Source organism: Arcicella rigui (assembly GCF_034929435.1).
Taxonomy (GTDB): domain Bacteria; phylum Bacteroidota; class Bacteroidia; order Cytophagales; family Spirosomataceae; genus Arcicella; species Arcicella rigui.
The window spans coordinates 1-19,317 of the sequence record NZ_JAYFUM010000004.1; the positions used below are offsets into that span (position 1 = coordinate 1).

Annotated in this window: 15 protein-coding genes and 3 tRNA genes; 9 read left to right on the top strand and 9 right to left on the bottom strand. The window is 35.3% G+C overall.

From position 1 onward, the window contains the following. Positions 1-33: 33 nt before the first annotated feature. A tRNA-Lys gene (locus VB248_RS03110) sits at positions 34-106 on the bottom strand. A 58-nt stretch (positions 107-164) separates the two neighbouring features. Continuing rightward, positions 165-240: transfer RNA gene (locus tag VB248_RS03115), tRNA-Lys, on the bottom strand. A gap of 93 nt (positions 241-333) precedes the next feature. On the opposite strand from VB248_RS03115, the gene VB248_RS03120 reads away from it, so the two are divergent. Beyond that, positions 334-1,071 (top strand): hypothetical protein, encoded by a 738-nt coding sequence (locus tag VB248_RS03120; protein ID WP_323295272.1) that lies wholly within the window; start codon positions 334-336, stop codon positions 1,069-1,071. Positions 1,072-1,216: 145 nt separating this feature from the next. On the opposite strand, the gene VB248_RS03125 is transcribed toward VB248_RS03120, so the two are convergent. After that, positions 1,217-2,026, bottom strand: coding sequence for an SDR family oxidoreductase (locus VB248_RS03125; RefSeq protein ID WP_323295273.1), 810 nt, complete (start codon positions 2,024-2,026; stop codon positions 1,217-1,219). 147 nt (positions 2,027-2,173) lie between these two features. Here VB248_RS03125 and rlmD point away from each other — a divergent pair, with 147 nt between their 5' ends. Continuing rightward, positions 2,174-3,586 carry a 23S rRNA (uracil(1939)-C(5))-methyltransferase RlmD gene (gene rlmD, locus VB248_RS03130; RefSeq protein ID WP_323295274.1) on the top strand — a complete coding sequence of 471 codons (1,413 nt, stop codon included), beginning with the start codon at positions 2,174-2,176 and terminating at the stop codon, positions 3,584-3,586. 153 nt (positions 3,587-3,739) lie between these two features. Here the strand turns inward: rlmD and dnaB are convergent, their stop codons facing one another. Then, the gene (gene dnaB / locus VB248_RS03135) at positions 3,740-5,356 is read right to left on the bottom strand and encodes a replicative DNA helicase (RefSeq protein WP_323295275.1); all 1,617 of its coding nucleotides are present in this window, start codon (positions 5,354-5,356) and stop codon (positions 3,740-3,742) included. 255 nt (positions 5,357-5,611) lie between these two features. Here dnaB and VB248_RS03140 point away from each other — a divergent pair, with 255 nt between their 5' ends. From VB248_RS03140 to VB248_RS03155, 4 genes are all read left to right on the top strand, one after another. Then, complete coding sequence (locus tag VB248_RS03140; protein WP_323295276.1) at positions 5,612-6,574, top strand: PhoH family protein; 963 nt, start codon at positions 5,612-5,614, stop codon at positions 6,572-6,574. Positions 6,575-6,672: 98 nt separating this feature from the next. Continuing rightward, the gene (locus tag VB248_RS03145; RefSeq protein WP_323295277.1) at positions 6,673-7,950 is read left to right on the top strand and encodes a M43 family zinc metalloprotease; all 1,278 of its coding nucleotides are present in this window, start codon (positions 6,673-6,675) and stop codon (positions 7,948-7,950) included. A gap of 108 nt (positions 7,951-8,058) precedes the next feature. Next, entirely contained in the window at positions 8,059-8,691 is a 633-nt protein-coding gene (locus VB248_RS03150; RefSeq protein WP_323295278.1) for a TetR family transcriptional regulator C-terminal domain-containing protein, read from the top strand. Between the two features lie 129 nt (positions 8,692-8,820). Continuing rightward, positions 8,821-10,149, top strand: coding sequence for an ABC1 kinase family protein (locus VB248_RS03155; RefSeq protein ID WP_323295279.1), 1,329 nt, complete (start codon positions 8,821-8,823; stop codon positions 10,147-10,149). A 39-nt stretch (positions 10,150-10,188) separates the two neighbouring features. Here VB248_RS03155 and VB248_RS03160 read toward each other — a convergent pair whose 3' ends face one another. Beyond that, on the bottom strand, positions 10,189-10,584 hold the full coding sequence (locus VB248_RS03160) for a DUF3127 domain-containing protein (RefSeq protein WP_323295280.1): 396 nt from the start codon (positions 10,582-10,584) through the stop codon (positions 10,189-10,191). Between the two features lie 138 nt (positions 10,585-10,722). Here VB248_RS03160 and VB248_RS03165 point away from each other — a divergent pair. Next, a tRNA-Leu gene (locus VB248_RS03165) sits at positions 10,723-10,806 on the top strand. A gap of 57 nt (positions 10,807-10,863) precedes the next feature. On the opposite strand, the gene VB248_RS03170 is transcribed toward VB248_RS03165, so the two are convergent. The 3 genes from VB248_RS03170 to VB248_RS03180 form a co-directional block, all read right to left on the bottom strand. Continuing rightward, on the bottom strand, positions 10,864-12,663 hold the full coding sequence (locus tag VB248_RS03170; RefSeq protein ID WP_323295281.1) for a M56 family metallopeptidase: 1,800 nt from the start codon (positions 12,661-12,663) through the stop codon (positions 10,864-10,866). A gap of 161 nt (positions 12,664-12,824) precedes the next feature. Continuing rightward, positions 12,825-13,193 carry a BlaI/MecI/CopY family transcriptional regulator gene (locus tag VB248_RS03175; protein WP_323295365.1) on the bottom strand — a complete coding sequence of 123 codons (369 nt, stop codon included), beginning with the start codon at positions 13,191-13,193 and terminating at the stop codon, positions 12,825-12,827. A gap of 200 nt (positions 13,194-13,393) precedes the next feature. Then, positions 13,394-14,011: a deoxynucleoside kinase gene (locus VB248_RS03180; RefSeq protein WP_323295282.1), complete on the bottom strand. Its 618-nt coding sequence runs from the start codon at positions 14,009-14,011 to the stop codon at positions 13,394-13,396. 235 nt (positions 14,012-14,246) lie between these two features. On the opposite strand from VB248_RS03180, the gene VB248_RS03185 reads away from it, so the two are divergent. Beyond that, on the top strand, positions 14,247-15,218 hold the full coding sequence (locus VB248_RS03185) for a glycoside hydrolase family 43 protein (RefSeq protein WP_323295283.1): 972 nt from the start codon (positions 14,247-14,249) through the stop codon (positions 15,216-15,218). Between the two features lie 124 nt (positions 15,219-15,342). Beyond that, positions 15,343-16,851: a succinate CoA transferase gene (locus VB248_RS03190; RefSeq protein WP_323295284.1), complete on the top strand. Its 1,509-nt coding sequence runs from the start codon at positions 15,343-15,345 to the stop codon at positions 16,849-16,851. A 58-nt stretch (positions 16,852-16,909) separates the two neighbouring features. Here VB248_RS03190 and VB248_RS03195 read toward each other — a convergent pair whose 3' ends face one another. Continuing rightward, positions 16,910-19,231, bottom strand: coding sequence for an LruC domain-containing protein (locus VB248_RS03195; RefSeq protein WP_323295285.1), 2,322 nt, complete (start codon positions 19,229-19,231; stop codon positions 16,910-16,912). Between the last annotated feature and the right edge of the window lie 86 nt (positions 19,232-19,317).

The following is a 19,317-nucleotide window of genomic DNA, read 5'->3' on the forward strand; positions in this document are numbered from 1 at the left end:
CACGAAGGGAAAATTACCACTGGCGATCTTCTGTGATCCCGCTGGGACTCGAACCCAGGACCCATACATTAAAAGTGTATTGCTCTACCAACTGAGCTACGGAATCGGTAATTATTTTTTGGTAAAAAAAGCCATCGCTTCAGCTAAAACGATGGCTTTTTCTTTGGTGATCCCGCTGGGACTCGAACCCAGGACCCATACATTAAAAGTGTATTGCTCTACCAACTGAGCTACGGAATCATTTGCTTTTTTAAGTGAAACGAAAAACTTCTTTTGTTTTTCTCATATTGTTTCCCTTAATTGCGGTGCAAAACTACGATTATTAAGAATACAATGCAAGCATACTATCTAAAAAAAATCATATTTTTTTTCACTTTTTACTTAGCAACGATACAACTTGCTTATTCTCAGAGTGATGTAAACACATTAAAAAAAGCAGATTCTCTCTACAAAACTGATAATTTTTCGCAAGCAGAAGTTCTTTTTGAACAAGCACTCCCTTCGATTGAAAAACCAGCTACAACACTTTTTCTAAAATTAGCTTTTATCAAAGAAAAAAAAGGTGACTTTTTAAAAACGCTTTATTACTTAAACAAAGCCTATCAACAAGAACCTAATGAGAAAATTTTATCTAAACTCAATGAAATTGCTCAACTCCACGAATTGAAAGGTTACGAACTGAACGATTTTAATTTCTTGATTTTGTTCTACAAAAAATACTCTGGTTTTTTGATTGGAACAATGCTGATTTTGGGAATTTATATTTTTTACATTCTTTTTACAAAAAGATATAAAAGACATTATACACCCTTCAATCAAAAAATATTTTTATTGATTTACCTTTCAGGAATAGCATTATTACTAAATCTTCCAGATAAGTACCACCAAGGCATTATCAATCACGATGGCGTGTTACTTAGGGCTGAACCTTCTTCGGTAGCTCCTGTGGTAGAAATGATTGACAGAGGACACCGCCTAAACCTAATTGGCGGAACGGATATCTGGAGAAGAGTATATTGGAAAGATAAATTCTTGTATTTGAAAGAAAGTGATATTTGGTTGGTAGAATAAAAAATCCCTTTTCTAACAATGAAGAAATAGGGATTTTAATGAAGTGGAAGTGCTTTAGGCTGTAAGCAATAAGCAAAAACAAATGTACTTCTAATAAACATTTTGCCTAATGCCTACGGCTTAAAGCCTAAAGCAGATTACACATTTATCTTTTCAATGGTGAATCTTTCTCTTTCGCCAAAGTATTATAAACTATCTTATCTGCCAAAGAAGGAAGCCATTTGTTGAGTAACACAGCCATTTTTCCTTGAAGTGTCAATACTAAATCTCTTTTTCTATTTTTTACAGCCCATAAAATTTTATCCGCTACTTCTTCCGAAGTCATCATTTTACCTTCGTCACGCATAGTTTCGCCTTTTGAATTTCCATCTGCTCCTAATGAAGCTGTGCGAATATTTGAAGCCGTAAAACCCGGACAAGCCGTAAGTACGTGAACGCCAGTATGTAACAACTCAGTACGAAGTCCTTCTAAGAAACCATTCAAAGCGAATTTTGAAGCCGAATAACCAATTCTTACAGGTAAGCCTCTGTATCCTGCAATAGAAGAAACCCCAACAATTGAGCCTTTGGTGGCTTTGATATAAGGCAGTGCGTACTTGGTAATATAAACTGTTCCAAAAAAATTAATATCCATCACTTTTCTGAATACTTCTGGGTCACAGTCCTCAAACATAGCACGCATCGAAACGCCAGCATTATTGATAAGTACATCTATCTTTCCATACTTTTCAATAGTTTGATTCACCACCGATAAGTTATCTTTTTCAACACTTACATCAGAAACAATCGGTAAATTTTCGATTCCTTGTTGTGTTAATTCATTACTTGTTTCAACTAATGCTTCTTTTTTTCTACCTGTAATGACAATTTTTGCCCCTTCACGCCCAAAAGCAAAAGCCAACGCTTTTCCAATGCCCGAAGAAGCCCCTGTAATAATGACAACTTTATCTTTCATAAAAATTTATTGTGCTTTAATATAATCTATTTAATTACTAAGGATGAAATAATTGTGTAATGATTCAACTACAAAATTGAACTAAGTTTCTGAAAACTCCTGCTTGATTAACAATAATAATTTCATTCCTTCGTATTTTTGCACAATATGAAAAAGAATAAGAAAGAAAATATCATTTTCGAGAATGTTTTAATAGAAAACTTTGCCGCAGAAGCAAAGTGTATAAGTAGAATTGAAGATAAAGTAATTTTTATTGAAGGACCAGTTGCTCCGGGCGATTATGCTGATTTAAGAGTAATGAAATCTAAAAAAAGCTTCATGGAAGCGGTTGCCTTCAATATTCGTCCTACTTCAAGCTATCGTACTCAAACCATTTGTTCGCACTTCGGTACTTGTGGTGGTTGCAAATGGCAACATATTGATTACAAAACGCAATTAGATTTTAAAACAAAGCAAGTAGTTGATGCTTTAGAAAGAATTGCAAAAGTAAATCTTCCTGAAATCAAACCCATTTTTCCTTCTTCGGAAACCTTTTATTATCGTAATAAATTAGAATATACTTTTTCACAGAACCGCTGGCTGACGCAAGCACAAATTGATTCTGGTGAATCGTTTTCGAGAAATGCTTTGGGCTTTCATATTCCCAAACGTTATGATAAAATCTTGGATATCGACCATTGTTATTTACAGCCCGACCCATCAAATGCGATTCGTTTGGCTTTGAGAGATTTTACGGCTGCCAATAATTTGGATTATTACGAACAAGTACGTCAAGAAAAGGGAGCTTTACGCAATTTAGTAATTCGTACAGCCAGTACTGGTGATTTGATGGTTGTAGTACAATTTGCCTATTGTAAGCCCGAAGACATTGATTTAGTGATGAACTTTTTGGCAGAAAAATTCCCAGAAATTACTTCATTAAATTATGTCATCAATACAAAAGGCAATGATACTTTCTTTGATTTAGAGATTGTCAATGTAAAAGGTTTGCCATACATTATTGAAGAAATGGAAGATTTGAAATTCAGAGTTGGACCAAAATCTTTCTTCCAGACAAATTCAAAACAAGCTTACGAACTTTACAAAATCACTCGTGAATACGCTGATATTCAAGCAAATGATTTTGTTTATGACCTTTATACAGGAACGGGAACAATTGCCAATTTCGTAGCCAGACAAGCTAAAAAAGTAATTGGTTTGGAGTATGTGGAAATGGCGGTGGAAGATGCTAAAGTGAATTCGCAAATCAATAATATTACAAATACAGAATTTTATGCTGGTGATATGCGAAAATTATTGAGTAATGAATTTGTTAGTCAGCATGGCAGACCCGACATCGTGATTACTGACCCACCAAGAGCAGGTATGGACGAACCAGTAGTAAGAACACTCTTAGAAGCTGCTCCAAAAAGAATTGTATATGTAAGCTGTAACCCAGCGACACAAGCACGAGATTTGGCTTTATTGGATGAGAAATACGTAGTTACTGCTGTTCAACCCGTTGATATGTTCCCTCAGACCCATCACGTTGAAAATGTTGTAAGATTAGATTTACGATAAGCAGTGAAGTAAATAGTGATTAGAGATTAGGGTAAAACCTTCTAATTTTCCTTATTTACCGAAACATTAATACACAAAAAAGAAAAGCTACCGATATAAAATCAGTAGCTTTTTTTATGTCCCAAGCATTAAGTATTTTTCAAAAATAAAATTTTAAAACGGAACGTCTTGATTTGGTAAACTTGTACCAAATGGCGTTGCCGAAGGAATTGGCTGATTAGGTAAATTATTAATTTTACTTCCCAACATTTTACCACTACTTTCAAAGGCGGTCACAGGATTGTCAATTTGTTGGAAAGATTGTAAAGAATCGCCCGCAAAACCTGAATAATCACTTGCATCCAAATCGCAGTACTTGGTATATTTTCCGATAAATCTTAATTGAACAGTATCCAACGAACCTGCACGGTTTTTAGCGATAATCAATTCTCCGATTCCAGCCACAGAGTTACCAGCTTCATCCTGAGTAATTCCATAATAATCAGGACGATAGATAAACATTACCATATCCGCATCTTGCTCGATTGACCCCGACTCACGTAAATCTGAAAGCTGTGGTTTCTTTTCGCCACCACGAGTTTCAACCGCACGACTCAATTGTGAAAGGGCAATTACTGGTACGTTTAATTCTTTGGCTAATTGTTTCAAAGAACGAGAAATGTTAGCAATTTCCTGCTCACGGTTGCCTGGGCCTTTTCCACCAGAATCTCCTGACATTAATTGCAAATAGTCAATCACGATGATTTGAATATCGTGTTGAGCTTTCAAACGACGAGCTTTGGCTCTTAATTCCAAAATAGAAAGAGCAGGCGTATCGTCGATAAAAATCGGAGCGTTGGTTAATTTACCGATTTTCGCATGAAGTTGAGCCCATTCGTGTGCGGCAAGATTTCCTTTTCTGATTTTATCAGATTCTAATTCAGCTTCCGCAGAAATTAAACGATTCACCAATTGAACCGAAGACATCTCTAAGGAGAAAAATGCCACTGCCTGACCATGGTCAACTGCTGCATTTCTACACGCCGAAAGAATCAAAGCGGTTTTACCCATACCCGGACGAGCCGCAATAATGATTAATTCCGTTTTCTGAAAACCAGAAGTTACTCTATCCAAAGCAGTAAAACCCGTTGGAACACCCGTAAGACCTTCTTTTTGGTTTTTCTTTAATTCTAATTCCAACAAGGCAGTTCGCATAATTTGCCCCATGTCAGAGTAATTTTTACGAATATTTGCCTCAGAAATTCTGAATAAATCTTGTTCGATTTTATCCAACAACATAAAAACGTCTGTTGTATCTTCATAAGCCATTTTCTGGATTTCAGAAGAAACCGTAATTAACTGACGTTTCAAGGAATGTTCCACCACAATTCTGGCGTGAAATTCAATATTTGCGGCGGAGTTTACTCTTTGGGTAAGTTCTGCTAAGTACTGTACACCACCAGCCATTTCCAATTCGCCATTAGAAACTAACTGATTTTTAACCGTTAATAAGTCGATGGGTTCAGAATTAGCAAATAATTGCGTAATTGCCCCATAAATTCTTTGATGAGCTTCTTTATAAAAAGACTCAACTTTTAAAATATCAATAACATCTGTTAAGGCATCACGCTCCAACATCAAAGCACCCAGAACAGCCTCCTCCAAGTCGGTAGCTTGAGGTGGAATTTTGCCAAGCCCAGTATCCAGCCACCTGTTTTGGGCAGAGATACGACCACCAGCATAATTGCCATTTTTTTTATAATTCCCGTTATGTTGATTTGAATGTTCCATTCTCAATTATTACAAGCCTTTTTTCAAGATGAAGTGATTTTGAAAATTCAATTTTTTCTCAAAAATTTCATCCGCAACACAATTTTACAAATAAAAACTTAGAAAACCGAAATATAAAAGTTTGTATCAAACCTAATTTGCTGATTATCAAACGCTAAATTTTATGATTCAATTTTATGTGAGTTTTATGCAACAATTGAACCTTTTTTTTATTAAGTTTAATAATAATTCAATTTAAACTAAATTTTTCCAGATTTGACAGAAAAAGTAATTACCTTAGAAGACCTTGAGTTGGTTGGTTTTCTGGGTGTTGAAAACAGTAATATCAAAGAAGTTGCTGCCGCATTCCCTCAGAGTAAGATTATTTCCCGTGGCAATGAAATTATTATAAGAGGTTCTCTCCCAGAAATTGTCCGAATCCACGAGATTTTGGAATCACTCATCCAACATTATCAAAAATATGGTAAGATTAGTAAAGAACAGGTACAGTCTTATCTTATCCTTGAAAAAAATCCTGCCACTGAAACAAGTGTACATTTAAAGGAAGAAGACGATGTGCTTTTGTATGGGACAAAAGGCGTTGTAATCAAAGTAAAAACGCCCAACCAGCAAAAAATGGTTGAAGCGGCTGCCAAAAATGACATTGTGTTTGCAGTAGGGCCAGCGGGAACGGGTAAAACCTATACGGCTGTTGCCATTGCCGTAAAGGCTCTCAAGAATAAAGAAGTAAAAAAAATCATTATTACTCGCCCTGCGGTAGAAGCTGGCGAGAATTTGGGCTTTTTGCCAGGTGATTTAAAAGAGAAAATAGACCCCTACCTCCGCCCTATATACGATGCCCTCGATGATATGATTCAGCCCGAAAAGTTAAAATATTTTATCGAAAACAGAGTCATTGAAATTGCACCTTTAGCGTATATGCGTGGTAGAACGCTCAATAATGCCTTTATTTTATTAGATGAAGCCCAAAATACTACGCCAATGCAAATGAAAATGTTCCTTACACGTATGGGAATGTATTCAAAAGTAATCATCACTGGTGATAAAACACAAGTAGATTTACCTTCAAAAGTAAAATCAGGCTTGGCAGAAGCAGGCAGAATTTTAGGAAATATCAAAGGCATTGCATTTGTAGAATTAGATGGTAAAGACGTAGTTCGCCACCGCTTAGTTCGTGATATTATCATGGCTTACGAGAAATCAGAAGCCGAAAAGTAAAAGGCTATTTGACAAAAAAGATAAAAGGCTTTGGTAAGTATTATGTAAATACAAACCAAAGCCTTTATTTCGTTAAGGGTAAAATTAATTAGATAAACATGAAAAAAATATTATTCGCCATCTTTCTCTCGATTCCTTCCCTATTAATTGCTCAAGACCGCTGTGGCGTTGCCATCGCCGACAAAAAACTCCAAGAAAAATATAGCAATTGGCAACAAAGAAAAGCCAATTTTGAAACACAAGTCCAAAAAATTCAAGAACAAAATAAAAACCAAGCCAGAATCACCGATAAAGTATATCAGATTCCTGTGGTTGTGCATGTACTTCATAACAATGCTAATAATGCCATCGGTGGAACAAACATTTCGGATGAACAAATTCTTTCACAAATTAGAGTACTCAACGAAGATTATCGTAAAAAAGAAGGTACAAATGGCTACAATACCAATGCCGTTGGTGCTGACATGGAAATTGAGTTTGTCTTGGCTACAACCGACCCTGACGGTAATACAAGTACAGGTATTACCCGAACATACATTACACAAAATGGCTTTAGCTTCGTTGATGACAAAAATACGATTGCAAAAATCATTCAATGGGATTCCGAAAGGTATCTTAATATTTGGGTGCTAAAAGGACTCAATGGTGTAATTGGCTATGCCAGTTTTCCTTATGACAGCAAATTGGATGGCTTAGGAGGTACTTCTCAAGACATTGCTGAGATGGAGCTTTTTGATGGAGTTTTAATTGACTACCGAAATTTTGGTACTTGTTGTGGTACTTTGTCATCCACCTATAATTTAGGAAGAACCACTACCCATGAAATTGGACATTGGTTGGGTTTATTACACCCCAATGGTGATGAAGAATGTGGTACTGATTACTGTAACGATACGCCACAAATTGAGAAATTAAATCTTACTACTTCATGCGATAAAATGACTTCATCTTGTGTAGTACGTGTAACCAATATGATTGAAAATTATATGGATTATTCGCCTGACAGATGTATGAATATTTTTACAAATGACCAAAAAAGTAGAAGCCGAGCAGCTCTGAGTCTAAGTATCAAAAGACAGGCTTTACTTAATAACATAGAACCACTGGGAGAAACAGATAAGTTAAGTATTAATATTGAACCTAATCCAGTGAGTACAGGTAAAAGTATCCGCTTGAGAACTACTTTTAAAGGAGAACAAAACTTACTTATTCGACTTTTTGATTTTCAAGGTAGATTACTCCAAGAAGAGAGCCTTCAAAAACAGAAAAGTAATTTTATCAATCTCAAGAACGAAAGCCTTCGTGAAGGACAATATATCATAAATGTGTCAACTGAAAGCGAAAGTGTTTCACAAAAAATCTTAATCCAACCTTAATTACTCGAATAATTCTACTATTTAGAAACAATGCTTTTTAAATACTTGTTATCCTTTTATATAATAACACAATAAAGGCTATCAATTTGATTTGAATGTAGTGATAACATGGAAAAAGTAGAAAAAATCAAACACGCATACATTGAGTACTTCCTTGAAAATGGAACTCAACCAGCTTCAGTTTATGCTTTTACAAAAAAGTTGAAAATGAATGAGAGTGAATTTTACGACCATTTCAACTCTTTTGAATTATTAGAAAGTGCCATTTGGCTCGGTTTTTTTGAAGAAACAAAAAAGAAAATCGAATCAGAAAGTGTATATGAAACATACAGTGTTCGTGAAAAACTTTTAGCATTTTACTACACATGGATTGAAGTTTTGAAACAACATAGAAGCTACGCTTCACAAACTTGGCGACTCATTGACAAGCGAAAATTGAAAACCCCTGTCTTTATGACAGATTTAAAAAACGCTTTCAAAGATTATACAAAAGACCTTGTGTTGGAGGGAAAAGAGAGTAGAGAAGTACAAGCCAGAAAATTTTTAGACGAACGCTATCCAGATGCTTTCTGGTTACAGTTCTTAATGATTATAGATTTTTGGGTGAAAGACAAAACCAAAGGCTTTGAACAAACTGATGCCATGATTGAAAAATCAGTCAATACTTCGTTTGATTTGTTAGGTTCTACGGCTCTCGATTCTGTGTTAGACTTCGCAAAATTTATTTATCAAAACCGATAATCAAAAAATCAATATTAATTAATAATTGAGCATAAGCACCATAAGCAAATTGATAGTCAAGTATTTAACAAAAATACATCTTGTAATGTGCTGAAAACTCAACTATTGATATAGATTTTTTCTATTCTTATGAAAGAGCAAAACTCAATCCCAACCTCCAAAGTAGCAAGAGCTACAAAGTTTGTACAAACAGGTGTAAAAATCGGTGGTAACTATTTAAAACATAACGTTAAGAAAATTATTGACCCATCTATTAGTAGAGACGAGTTACATCAAGATAATGCCAGCGACATTTATTCTTCATTAAGTGAAATGAAAGGTTCAGCCCTCAAAGTTACACAAATGTTGAGTATGGACAAAGGAATGTTGCCAAGAGCTTACAGAGAGAAATTTGCAATGTCGCAATATTCAGCACCTCCCCTATCTGGGCCTTTAGTAATGAAAACCTTTAAAAAACATTTTGGCAAAACACCTCAAGAACTTTTTGATACTTTTGAAATGAACGCCAGTAATGCTGCTTCTATTGGTCAAGTGCATAAAGCTACAAAAGATGGAATTGATTTAGCGGTAAAAATTCAATACCCGGGTGTTTCAGAAAGTATTGGAAGTGATTTGAAAATGATTCGTCCCATTGCTATTGCCATGTTCGGCTTGAATGAAAATGATGTTGATAGATACATGGGTGAAGTAGCTGAAAAACTCATTGAAGAAACGGATTATCATTTAGAGCTAAAACGCTCGGTTGAAATTTCAGAAGCTTGCTCACATATCGAAGGTTTGTTTTTCCCGAAATACTATCCTGAGTATTCTTGTGATAAAATTCTGACGATGGACTGGTTGAAAGGTTTTCACTTAAATGAATTTTTAAAGACAAATCCTTCACAAGAAGTTAGAAATCAAATTGGGCAGTTACTTTGGGATTTTTACGATTTTCAAATTCATACACTCAGACAAGTACACGCCGACCCGCATCCAGGTAATTTTTTAATGCGTGAAGATGGAACAATGGGTGTGATTGACTTTGGATGTATCAAAGTAATCAACGATGAATTTTACGACAATTATTTTGCTTTGATTAATTTCGATACTTTGGAAGATGAAGAGCGAACAGTACAAATTTTCAAAACCTTAGATTTTATTACAAAATCGGATACTGATAAGGAAGCAAAGTTCTTTACTGAATTGTTCAAAGAAATGATTTATTTGTTAGGAAAGCCATTTGCCGTAGAAGAGTTCGATTTTGCCGACGACGACTATTTTGAGAGTGTTTATCTATATGCTGAAAAACTTCAAAATTTAGAAGAACTTAGAAAATCAAAAGTAGCTCGTGGTTCTCAGCATGGACTTTATATCAACCGTACTTATTTTGGTTTATATTCCATTTTGAATGAACTCAGAGCCAAAGTTACTACTACTCGTCCAGAGTGGCTTTGTTCAAAAGCCTTGAAAATAGCTTAATCATTGGGTGTTAATTGTTGAATTAACACCCAATTTTTTTTAGAAAGGTAAATCTTGGTCGTCTTCGCTGAAAGAAGGTAAATCAGCCACAGGAGCTGAAGGACGAGGTGCGGGACTACTCGCTCTCGGAGCTGGAGCAGGTGTTGATGAAACCGAACCTTCGCCAGCGGCTTCAATTCTATAAGCACGTAAATCTGTGTACCAACGCTCGTTGTATTCACGAGATTCCACGCTGAAAGTTACTTTCAACTTATCACCCAAAGAAAATGTTTTTAAGTCTGCGGTCTTGTCTCCCCAAGCAGTAAAGCAAGCTTTTTTAGGATATTGGTCAGCAGTTTCAAGAATAAAATCTTGCTTTACCCATACACCATTTTTCCCTTGACCACTCACTTCCGACAGTACTTTTATCAAACTACCTTCAAATTCTAATGCCATTGTAATAATATTTATTTTTATGCTGTTTAATATGATTGATTCTCAAAGAGTTAAAACTTATTCTTAAAAAGATAGACTTTCCTCCTCCCGAAATTCTTTGCAATTAAGTAAAAAATCTTTAATTTCGCACCATCAAAAGGCAATGTGGTGGAATTGGTAGACACGCTACTTTGAGGTGGTAGTGGGAGTAATCCTGTAGGAGTTCGAGTCTCCTCATTGTCACAGATAAAAAATCCCTCTCTGGAAAACCAAAGAGGGATTTTTTTATTAAATATATTCTTAATCAAGCTTACTGGGTGCTTTAGGAGCAGCAGGTGGTGCTGGTGGAGTTGCTGGCGAAGGTGGTTCAGGAGCATCAGCAGGAGAAATTCTACTTCTACGACTTTTTCTTGAAACTTTTGCCTGCTCAGGTAAAATCTTTTCAATAGCCAAAGCATGTTTTTCAATTTCTTTGCCTATCGCTTCCATTGGTTTGGCGGCTTTGTCCATCAATCTCCCTAAGCTATCCATCGGTGCGGCATTCAAATCCATTCTGCGACCAACTTCATCCATTTTCTTTCCTTCAACTTCCATCTGACGAGACAATTCATTCATTTGCTTTTCAATCTGCTCTGATTGCAATTGAGCATCTTTCATTGCTTGAGAACCTTCTTTCAAATGAATCATTCGAGTAGCAAGGGTAGCTTGCTTTTCCCCTAATTTGCCTAATTCAGTCCCTAATTTTGACATTTTATCAGAAAACACACTCATAGGTTTTGATTCTGATTCCATTTTAACGCTGAACTCATTCATCTGTTTTGACAAACTTTCCATTTCTTCTTGATGAGGTTTCATTTGTTCTTGTAACTCATCAATCGCTTTTAACTCTTTTGAAAGTGCAATACTATCATTTTCAGAAAGCGGTATTTTTACACCATTCACAAATACTTGTCCGTTATGAATTTGCATATCATTCCCCGAGAAAGTATGAGTAACATTTTTGTGAGCTTTTGGCGGAGCTGGTCTTTTTGGCGGTTTTGGTGGTGCAGGAACGGTCTGAGCATCAGCCGTTGGTAAACTTAGAACCAAAACACTCATCAAAACCAACATTCCTGTCAGAATAATTCCTGCATGGTTTACCGAATTGGCTTTTTGAACACCCAAAATTCTTTGAATTCTGCCCAACAAACTTTGTTTTTTTCCTGCAAAACCCATTGCCAAAGTACTAATAGGTTGCTGTTGAAAAATTTCTACTTTGGTAAGAGCTTTAGCCAAATGAATATTACTACCACAAAGCTGAACGGCTAAATCATCACAGCAATTTTCTCTTTCTTCACGAATACGAGATGAAATCCACCAAATAGCTGGGTGAAAAAAGAATATAATTTCTACCAACGACTGAATGATATTTACCAAATAATCATGTCTTTTGATATGTGCCAACTCATGAGCTAAAATAGCTTCCAATTCTATATTTGATAAACCTGTTAGTAAACCCACTGGTAAAAGAATAACAGGTTGTAAAAAACCTATAGTCATCGGACTACTTGCCAAAGATGACTCTAATAAATTTACGCCTTTGTTGATGTTGATTTTTTCTAACAAAGCCTCAAAAGTAGCCAAAGTATTGCCTTTAATTACTTTAGTATGCTTCCAACGCAATTGTTCTGTGTAAAAATATCCACCCATTAATCGTACTGAAAGTACTAAAATTCCAAGCACCCATACTTTTACGAATATGCTTAAATTAGCTGAGAGGAAATTCGTTAAAACCGTCCAAAAACTGAAAGTATCATTTGCTACACTTTGAACTTGGTTACTTGTTGAGGGTTTTAAAGCGGCTAAAATCTGAGAACTTTCATAAGTGCTGATGGTTGAATGATTCTCGAAGACCAAAAAATAAGTAAGTACTGAAAGTAAGCTTTGTAAAACTAAACTCCCGATGCCTGACCAGTATTTGGCATGAGCGGACTGTTTTTTATAATAAAAAACGCCTTTTAATAAAATGGCAATCACTACAATTTGCCAAAGAGAATGAAGTAAAGTCCAGCCCATTGCTGACATTACATTTTCGGGGAAAAAAATTAATAAATTTTGCATGGATTTGATAAGAGGTTATTTTTAGTTATGAATTATGAGTGATGAGTTTTGAATTAGGGCTGTATGAATGTCCTTCATTATGAAACAAACAATACTGTTATTTGAGTTAAAAACTCAATATCAGCATTTAATATTCATAATTTATAACTCATCATTCATAATTAAGACTGTTGTTCCATTGATGCAATCAACTTTTTGATTGCATCTAATTCTTCTTGTGAAGCTTGATGATTTCCTAAAGCTTGCATCACTAATTTCATTGCCGAACCACGAAAAGCGGTGTCAACAAATTTGTCAACCAATAATTGTTGCGTTGCTTGCTCGCTTACTGCTGCTTCATAGACATGATACCTTCCCTCCTCGGTTCTTGAAACCAGTTTTTTATCAAACATGATTTGCAATAACTTTAGCGTTGTGGTATAGCCAATATCACGAACTTTTGAAAGTTCGTCATTTACCTGCCGAACACTGGCTTTGCCCAATGTCCAAAGTACTTGCAGGATTTCTAATTCCGACTCTGTTGGTTTGATACCTTCCATATTATATTTTATTTGCTACGAATATTTTCGTAACAAATATACTACGAAAATATTCGTAATAGCAAATTTTATTACGAATATTTTCGTAGAAAGAATTAAAAAGCCGATAATAGGCTGTAAGTCGTAGGCTTTAGACTAAATTTTGCTTTTTCTTTTTTTTTGCCTAAAGCCTATCGCCTATTGCCAAAAAATTAAACCTTCTCATAAATTAAGGCTTTATCCACTTTTTGGATAACTATGTTCAAATCGTCGGGGTTATTCAAATAATCCATATCATTTACATCCAAAATCAAGATTTTACCATAAGTATAATTTTCGGTAAATTCTTCGTAATGTGCATTGAGGTCTTTTAGGTATTCGATAGGAATATTACTTTCAAAATCACGTCCACGCTTTTTTATTTGTGAAATCAGTTTAGGCAAATCAGCCTTTAGGTATATCGTAAGGTCGGGAGCTTTCACATTCGACATCATCAAATCGAAAATTCCTTTATAAGTAGTATAGTCATTTTCAGACATCACGCCAGAGCGATGTAAATTCTTGGCAAAAATGTAAGCGTCTTCATAAATGGTTCGGTCTTGAATAATTCTTTTGTTTGACCGCTGAATTTGCATTACTTGTTCATATCGACTTTTCAAGAAATACAATTGCAAGTGAAAAGCCCAACGAGGCATATCTTCATAAAAATCAGCTAAATAAGGATTTCCCTCTACGGCTTCATAAAATACTTCCCAACCAAAATGGTCTGCTAATTTTTTTGCTAAAGATGTTTTCCCTGCTCCTATGTTTCCAGTAACGGCAATGTGCATTTCTTAATAAAGATTAAATTGATGAAAATTAGAGTATAAAATAATGTTTTTTACAAATTTCCGCATTTTCAGAGCAAAATCAAAAGGCGGATAAGTACTTCTAAAAAAGCTATTACATTTGCTTCAATGGCGATGAGTAGAAAACGAAATTTCATAATCCTCCGCTTAGTGAATTTTCAGCATTTACATTTCTCCATTTCGTTTAATTAAACACTCTTTTATCCAAGAAAAAATTATGAAACATTTACTTTTATTCACTGTACTCTTACTTTTTTCAGAAAGTACATTTTCACAAAACAAAAGGACTTCTGGAAATCCTCTTTTCACTGGCTGGTATGCCGACCCCGAAGGTATCATTTTTGGCAACGAGTACTGGATTTATCCCACTTACTCTGCTCCTTACGACAAACAAGTATTTTTTGATGCTTTTTCTTCAAAAGATTTAGTTACTTGGACAAAACATTCAAAAATTCTTGATACTTCTAACGTAAAATGGGCAAAACGTGCCGTTTGGGCTCCTTCGATTATTCAAAAGGATGGAAAGTATTTTTTATTTTTTGGTGCAAACGATATTCAAAGTGATAATGAGTACGGAGGAATCGGTGTAGCGGTGGCTGACAAACCTGCTGGCCCTTTCAAAGATTACCTTAAAAAACCTTTGATTGATAAATTTCACAATGGAGCTCAACCAATCGACCAGTTTATTTTTAAAGATAATGATGAATATTATTTGATTTATGGCGGCTGGAAACATTGCAACATTGCTCATCTGAAAAAAGACTTTACTGGTTTTATTCCTTATAATGATGGAAGTATTTTTAAGGAAATTACTCCAGAAAACTATGTAGAAGGGCCATTTATGTTTAAAAAAGATGGTAAATATTACTTTATGTGGTCGGAAGGTGGCTGGACAGGCCCTAATTATAGCGTAGCTTATGCCATTTCGGATTCACCTTTTGGGCCATTTAAAAGAATTGGGAAAATTTTACAACAAGACCCTAAAATTGCTACTGGAGCAGGACATCATTCGGTTATTCAAAATCCTACAACCAAAGATTGGTACATGATTTACCACAGAAGACCATTGACAGAAACCGACGGAAACTCAAGAGTTACTTGTATTGATAAAATGTTTTTTGATGAAAATGGCTTGATTAAACCTGTAATCATTACCAACGAAGGTGTCGAAAAGCAGAAAATCAAGTGATTTTTGTCATCTTTCAAGTTCTGAATAGCCCGTAATTTTGGCATATTATATTTCATCAGCATTTATTAATCATCGCCCTAAGTGCAAAAAAGCACTTAGGGTTTTATAAATTCTCTAAAATACTATGCACAAAAATCGTATTCAATGCCCCGACTTGCTCGGAAAAGTGATTTCTGCACAAGAAGCTGCCAATTTTATTACCAAAGGAATGGTAATTGGCACAAGTGGTTTTACAAAAGCAGCCGACAGCAAAGCTGTACTTCAAGCTTTAGCTGACAGAACTTTAAATGAAAATTTAGCGATTACTTTGCTTTCGGGTGCTTCCTTGGGACATGATATTGATGGACATTTAGCTGAAAACAATATTCTTGCGAAAAGAATGCCTTTTCAATCTGACCCAGTTTTAAGAAAACATATTAATTCGGGAGAAGTACTTTTTATCGACCAACATTTAAGCGAAACAGCCGAATTAATTGATAATAAACATTTACCTGAAATTGATATTGCCATTGTAGAAGTAGCAAAAATCAATGAAGACGGAAGTTTAGTACTTACCACCTCAGTTGGAAACTCTGCCACTTTTATTGCCCGAGCAAAAAAAGTAATTCTTGAAGTCAACCTCTCGATTCCAACCAGTATTCAAGGCATACACGATATTTATTACTTACAAGAACATCCAATCCGAACAGCCATTCCTATAACGGAGTCACATACACGCATTGGTACAGATTTCGTTCCTTTAGATATAAGTAAAGTTATTGGAGTCGTTTTTACTGATTTACCAGATAGTCCAGCCCTTGTGGCTTTGCCTGATGAAAAAACAAAAGCCATTGCTAAACATTTAATTGATTTTTTGCAAAATGAAGTAAAGGCTGGTAGATTAAGCAAAAACCTTTTACCACTTCAAGCAGGTATCGGAAAAATTGCCAATGCTATTTTAGAAGGATTTATCGAAAGTGATTTTTCAGACTTAACGATGTATTCAGAAGTATTACAAGACAGTACTTTTGATTTAATAGATGCAGGAAAAGTGAGTTTTGCCTCAGCCTCCTCCATTACTGTTTCGGCTGAATGCTATGAAAGAATATTTAATAATTTCGATTTTTATAGAGATAAAATTCTTTTAAGACCACAAGCGATTAGTAATGCAGCCGAAGTAATTAGAAGATTGGGGGTGATTGCCATCAACACCGCCATCGACTGCGATATTTATGGAAACGTAAACTCTACACATCTTTGTGGTTCAAAAATCATGAATGGGATTGGAGGTTCTGGTGATTTTGCAAGAAATGCTTATTTAAGCATTTTTGTAACGCCTTCAATTTCAAAAGAAGACAGAATTTCACACATTGTTCCGATGGTTGCTCATGTTGACCACTCCGAACACGACGTTGATATTATCGTCACAGAACATGGTTTGGCTGATTTACGAGGACTTGCTCCGACAGAAAGGGCAATTGAAATTATTGAAAACTGTTCACATCCAATATATAAACCACATTTAAAAGATTACTTTCAAAGAGCTTGTGAAAATGGAGGACAAACGCCGCATCTTTTGAAAGAAGCATTCGACTGGTACATTCAATATATGGAAACAGGAAGTATGCAAGCTTTGGTAGAAATTGAAGCTTAATGAATAAAAAAAGGCTCAAGAATTGATTTCTTGAGCCTTTTTTATGAAAATAAATCTGCTACGGATTAAAAATATAAGGTGTGTATCTGTAACCAGCTTCAGTATTTGAATACCAATCGGTACGATAAGCTCCACCTGAAGTTGCCCAAGTAGCAAAGTACCAGTAGGTCGCTGTAATCATTTTATTTTCTGATGGATACTTGAAATTATCAGTTGCTATTTCAATCCCCCAAGGTAAATTACTTGATGTACGATAGTAATTAGTACCGGTTGAATTATCCGAAGCTGTTCCAAACAATTTGGTATTCATTAAATCAGTTGGTTTTTTGCCGACCAAGTGCGTTTCGTAACCTCTGCCAAAATTTGCTGAGTTATTCCAAATAAATGGATTGTATGAACCAATACCAAAAGTTTCTATTGATGGCCCGTCAACCACATCAAAGCTAAATGAATAACTTTTTGTGGCTACCGCTCCTTGTGTCGGAATGGTATTCCAAGCTGCCAACTCTTTTGAACTATTTTTAAATAATAATACAACCGCATTCGTCTGACCAGCTTCTACTTCAGCACCAGTACTTGAGCTAAAGTTCTTAATTGAACCACTTGGTAATTCAAATTGAATCCCTGCTCCGTTGTCATAGCTACCACCAGAAGCCTGTAAAGTATAATTAGCAATTACTTTGGCTACTTTGTTTTTGGCATTTGTTACAATTTGATATTTGTAAGAAAGTACCACATCATTCATATCGTAGTCACCTAAGTTTGGCCATTGGTCCTCAAAAGCAACGGTTGATGGTGTTGAATAACTATCAAAGGCTTTATCTGCATCATTTGGATAACTATCTTCCGAGTCAATAATACCATCTTTGTCAGAATCTTTAGCCACTACAGGTTCTTCGCCGTTTCCTGCATTACACTCTGTTTTAGGAATATAGATACCTCCGTCAGTTGTTGATTTTGCATTAGCATCAAAATGTTTGGCTAACATTGTTCCACTTGGTTCAGAGTACTGTATCATTCCTGTAATCTTCGGAGCTTTTCCTCCATCAAGATTTGGCGAGCTATTAAGAACCTTGAACAAAGAATAACTTGTACCTTGTCCATCTACATGACCATCAAATGTTTTTAATACTTTAGTTACAAACAAAGAACCATTGTTCATCCAAAATATAGCTCTTCCGCTAATTTCAGTATTGCCACCAACATAGATATAACTATCAAGGCTCAACATATTTTCAATTAAAAAATCTGTATTAATGATTAACTGACATTTGTTAAATACTTTTCCAGAATTGATAATCTTCATACTGTTGACAGAAATATACCCATTATTAGTCAATGTCGTCGTACTTGTTACCACCAAAGCACCTTTAATTTTATAAGTACCATTATTGGTAAAGCTAATTCCAGCTGAACTCAAAGATGTACTACCGTCTGCCTCAATTGTACCATTATTGGTAGTGGTTGAAAAAGGACTGAAATCGCCTTTTATCGTAATTTTTTTATTATTTAAAAAAGAAGCTCTACTTCCAACACCCACTGAATTAGTGAAATTGATTGTTCCGTCGTTGTATAAACTTCCTGATAATGTTAGGAAAGAAGTATTGGGAATATCGAGCGTTCCGAAGTTTTTAAGTGAAGCACTTGATGAAAGCCATGAAAAATTATTGAAAGTAGCTGAACCAGTATTTGTAACAATAACGGTATAGTATAAACTACCATCAAGTTTTAAGTTATTTACCGTAATATTCGTTCCGCAAATTCTTAAAGTTCCTCCGCTACTGATTGAACTTACCGTAACGCTATAATTGCTACCTGTCAAACAAACGGTTTTGCCATCAAGTGTAATATTTTTATTGGCAGTATTTTCATCAATCGAAACATCGCAGCCTGTACTACAATTTGGACTTGCTTCTGCAACTACATTTTTTTCTGAAAGATTTTCAAAAACACTTACTCTACCAGAAGAAACAGCTCCTAAAGAAAGATTAACCGTTGGATTGGTATCTAAAGTAACTTTTTGTGTAATTTTTGTACCATCTGGTGCAGTTTTTACAACAAACAAAGTTTTTGTTTTCGTTGCAATAGAAACTTTAGTGACAAATGGATTGGCTGTACTTGCAGCTCCTTTTGAAAGCGGAGCGACTCCCGTTATTGGGTCAGCAGTGTAAACAGAAACAACATGGCTGGCACTTTTGAAACGAATATCACTTACTTTAATATTTAGCGTGACATCTCGGGTTGTTTTCCAGTCGAATCCGGCAGGTACATTTAAAGCAGTAATGTCTGTCTTGTTGGTGTCGTTGGTGACAAGTTCAGAGGTACAGGCAGCAGTAATCAAGCTCAGTATGAGGGCGATAGGTAAAAGTTTAGTTCTCATGATTTGGTTGAGTTAGTAGTAATCAAAAATTTAAAATGAATAGGGATTTATTCGGGGCACTTAGGTTATTATTATTTCTATCAATA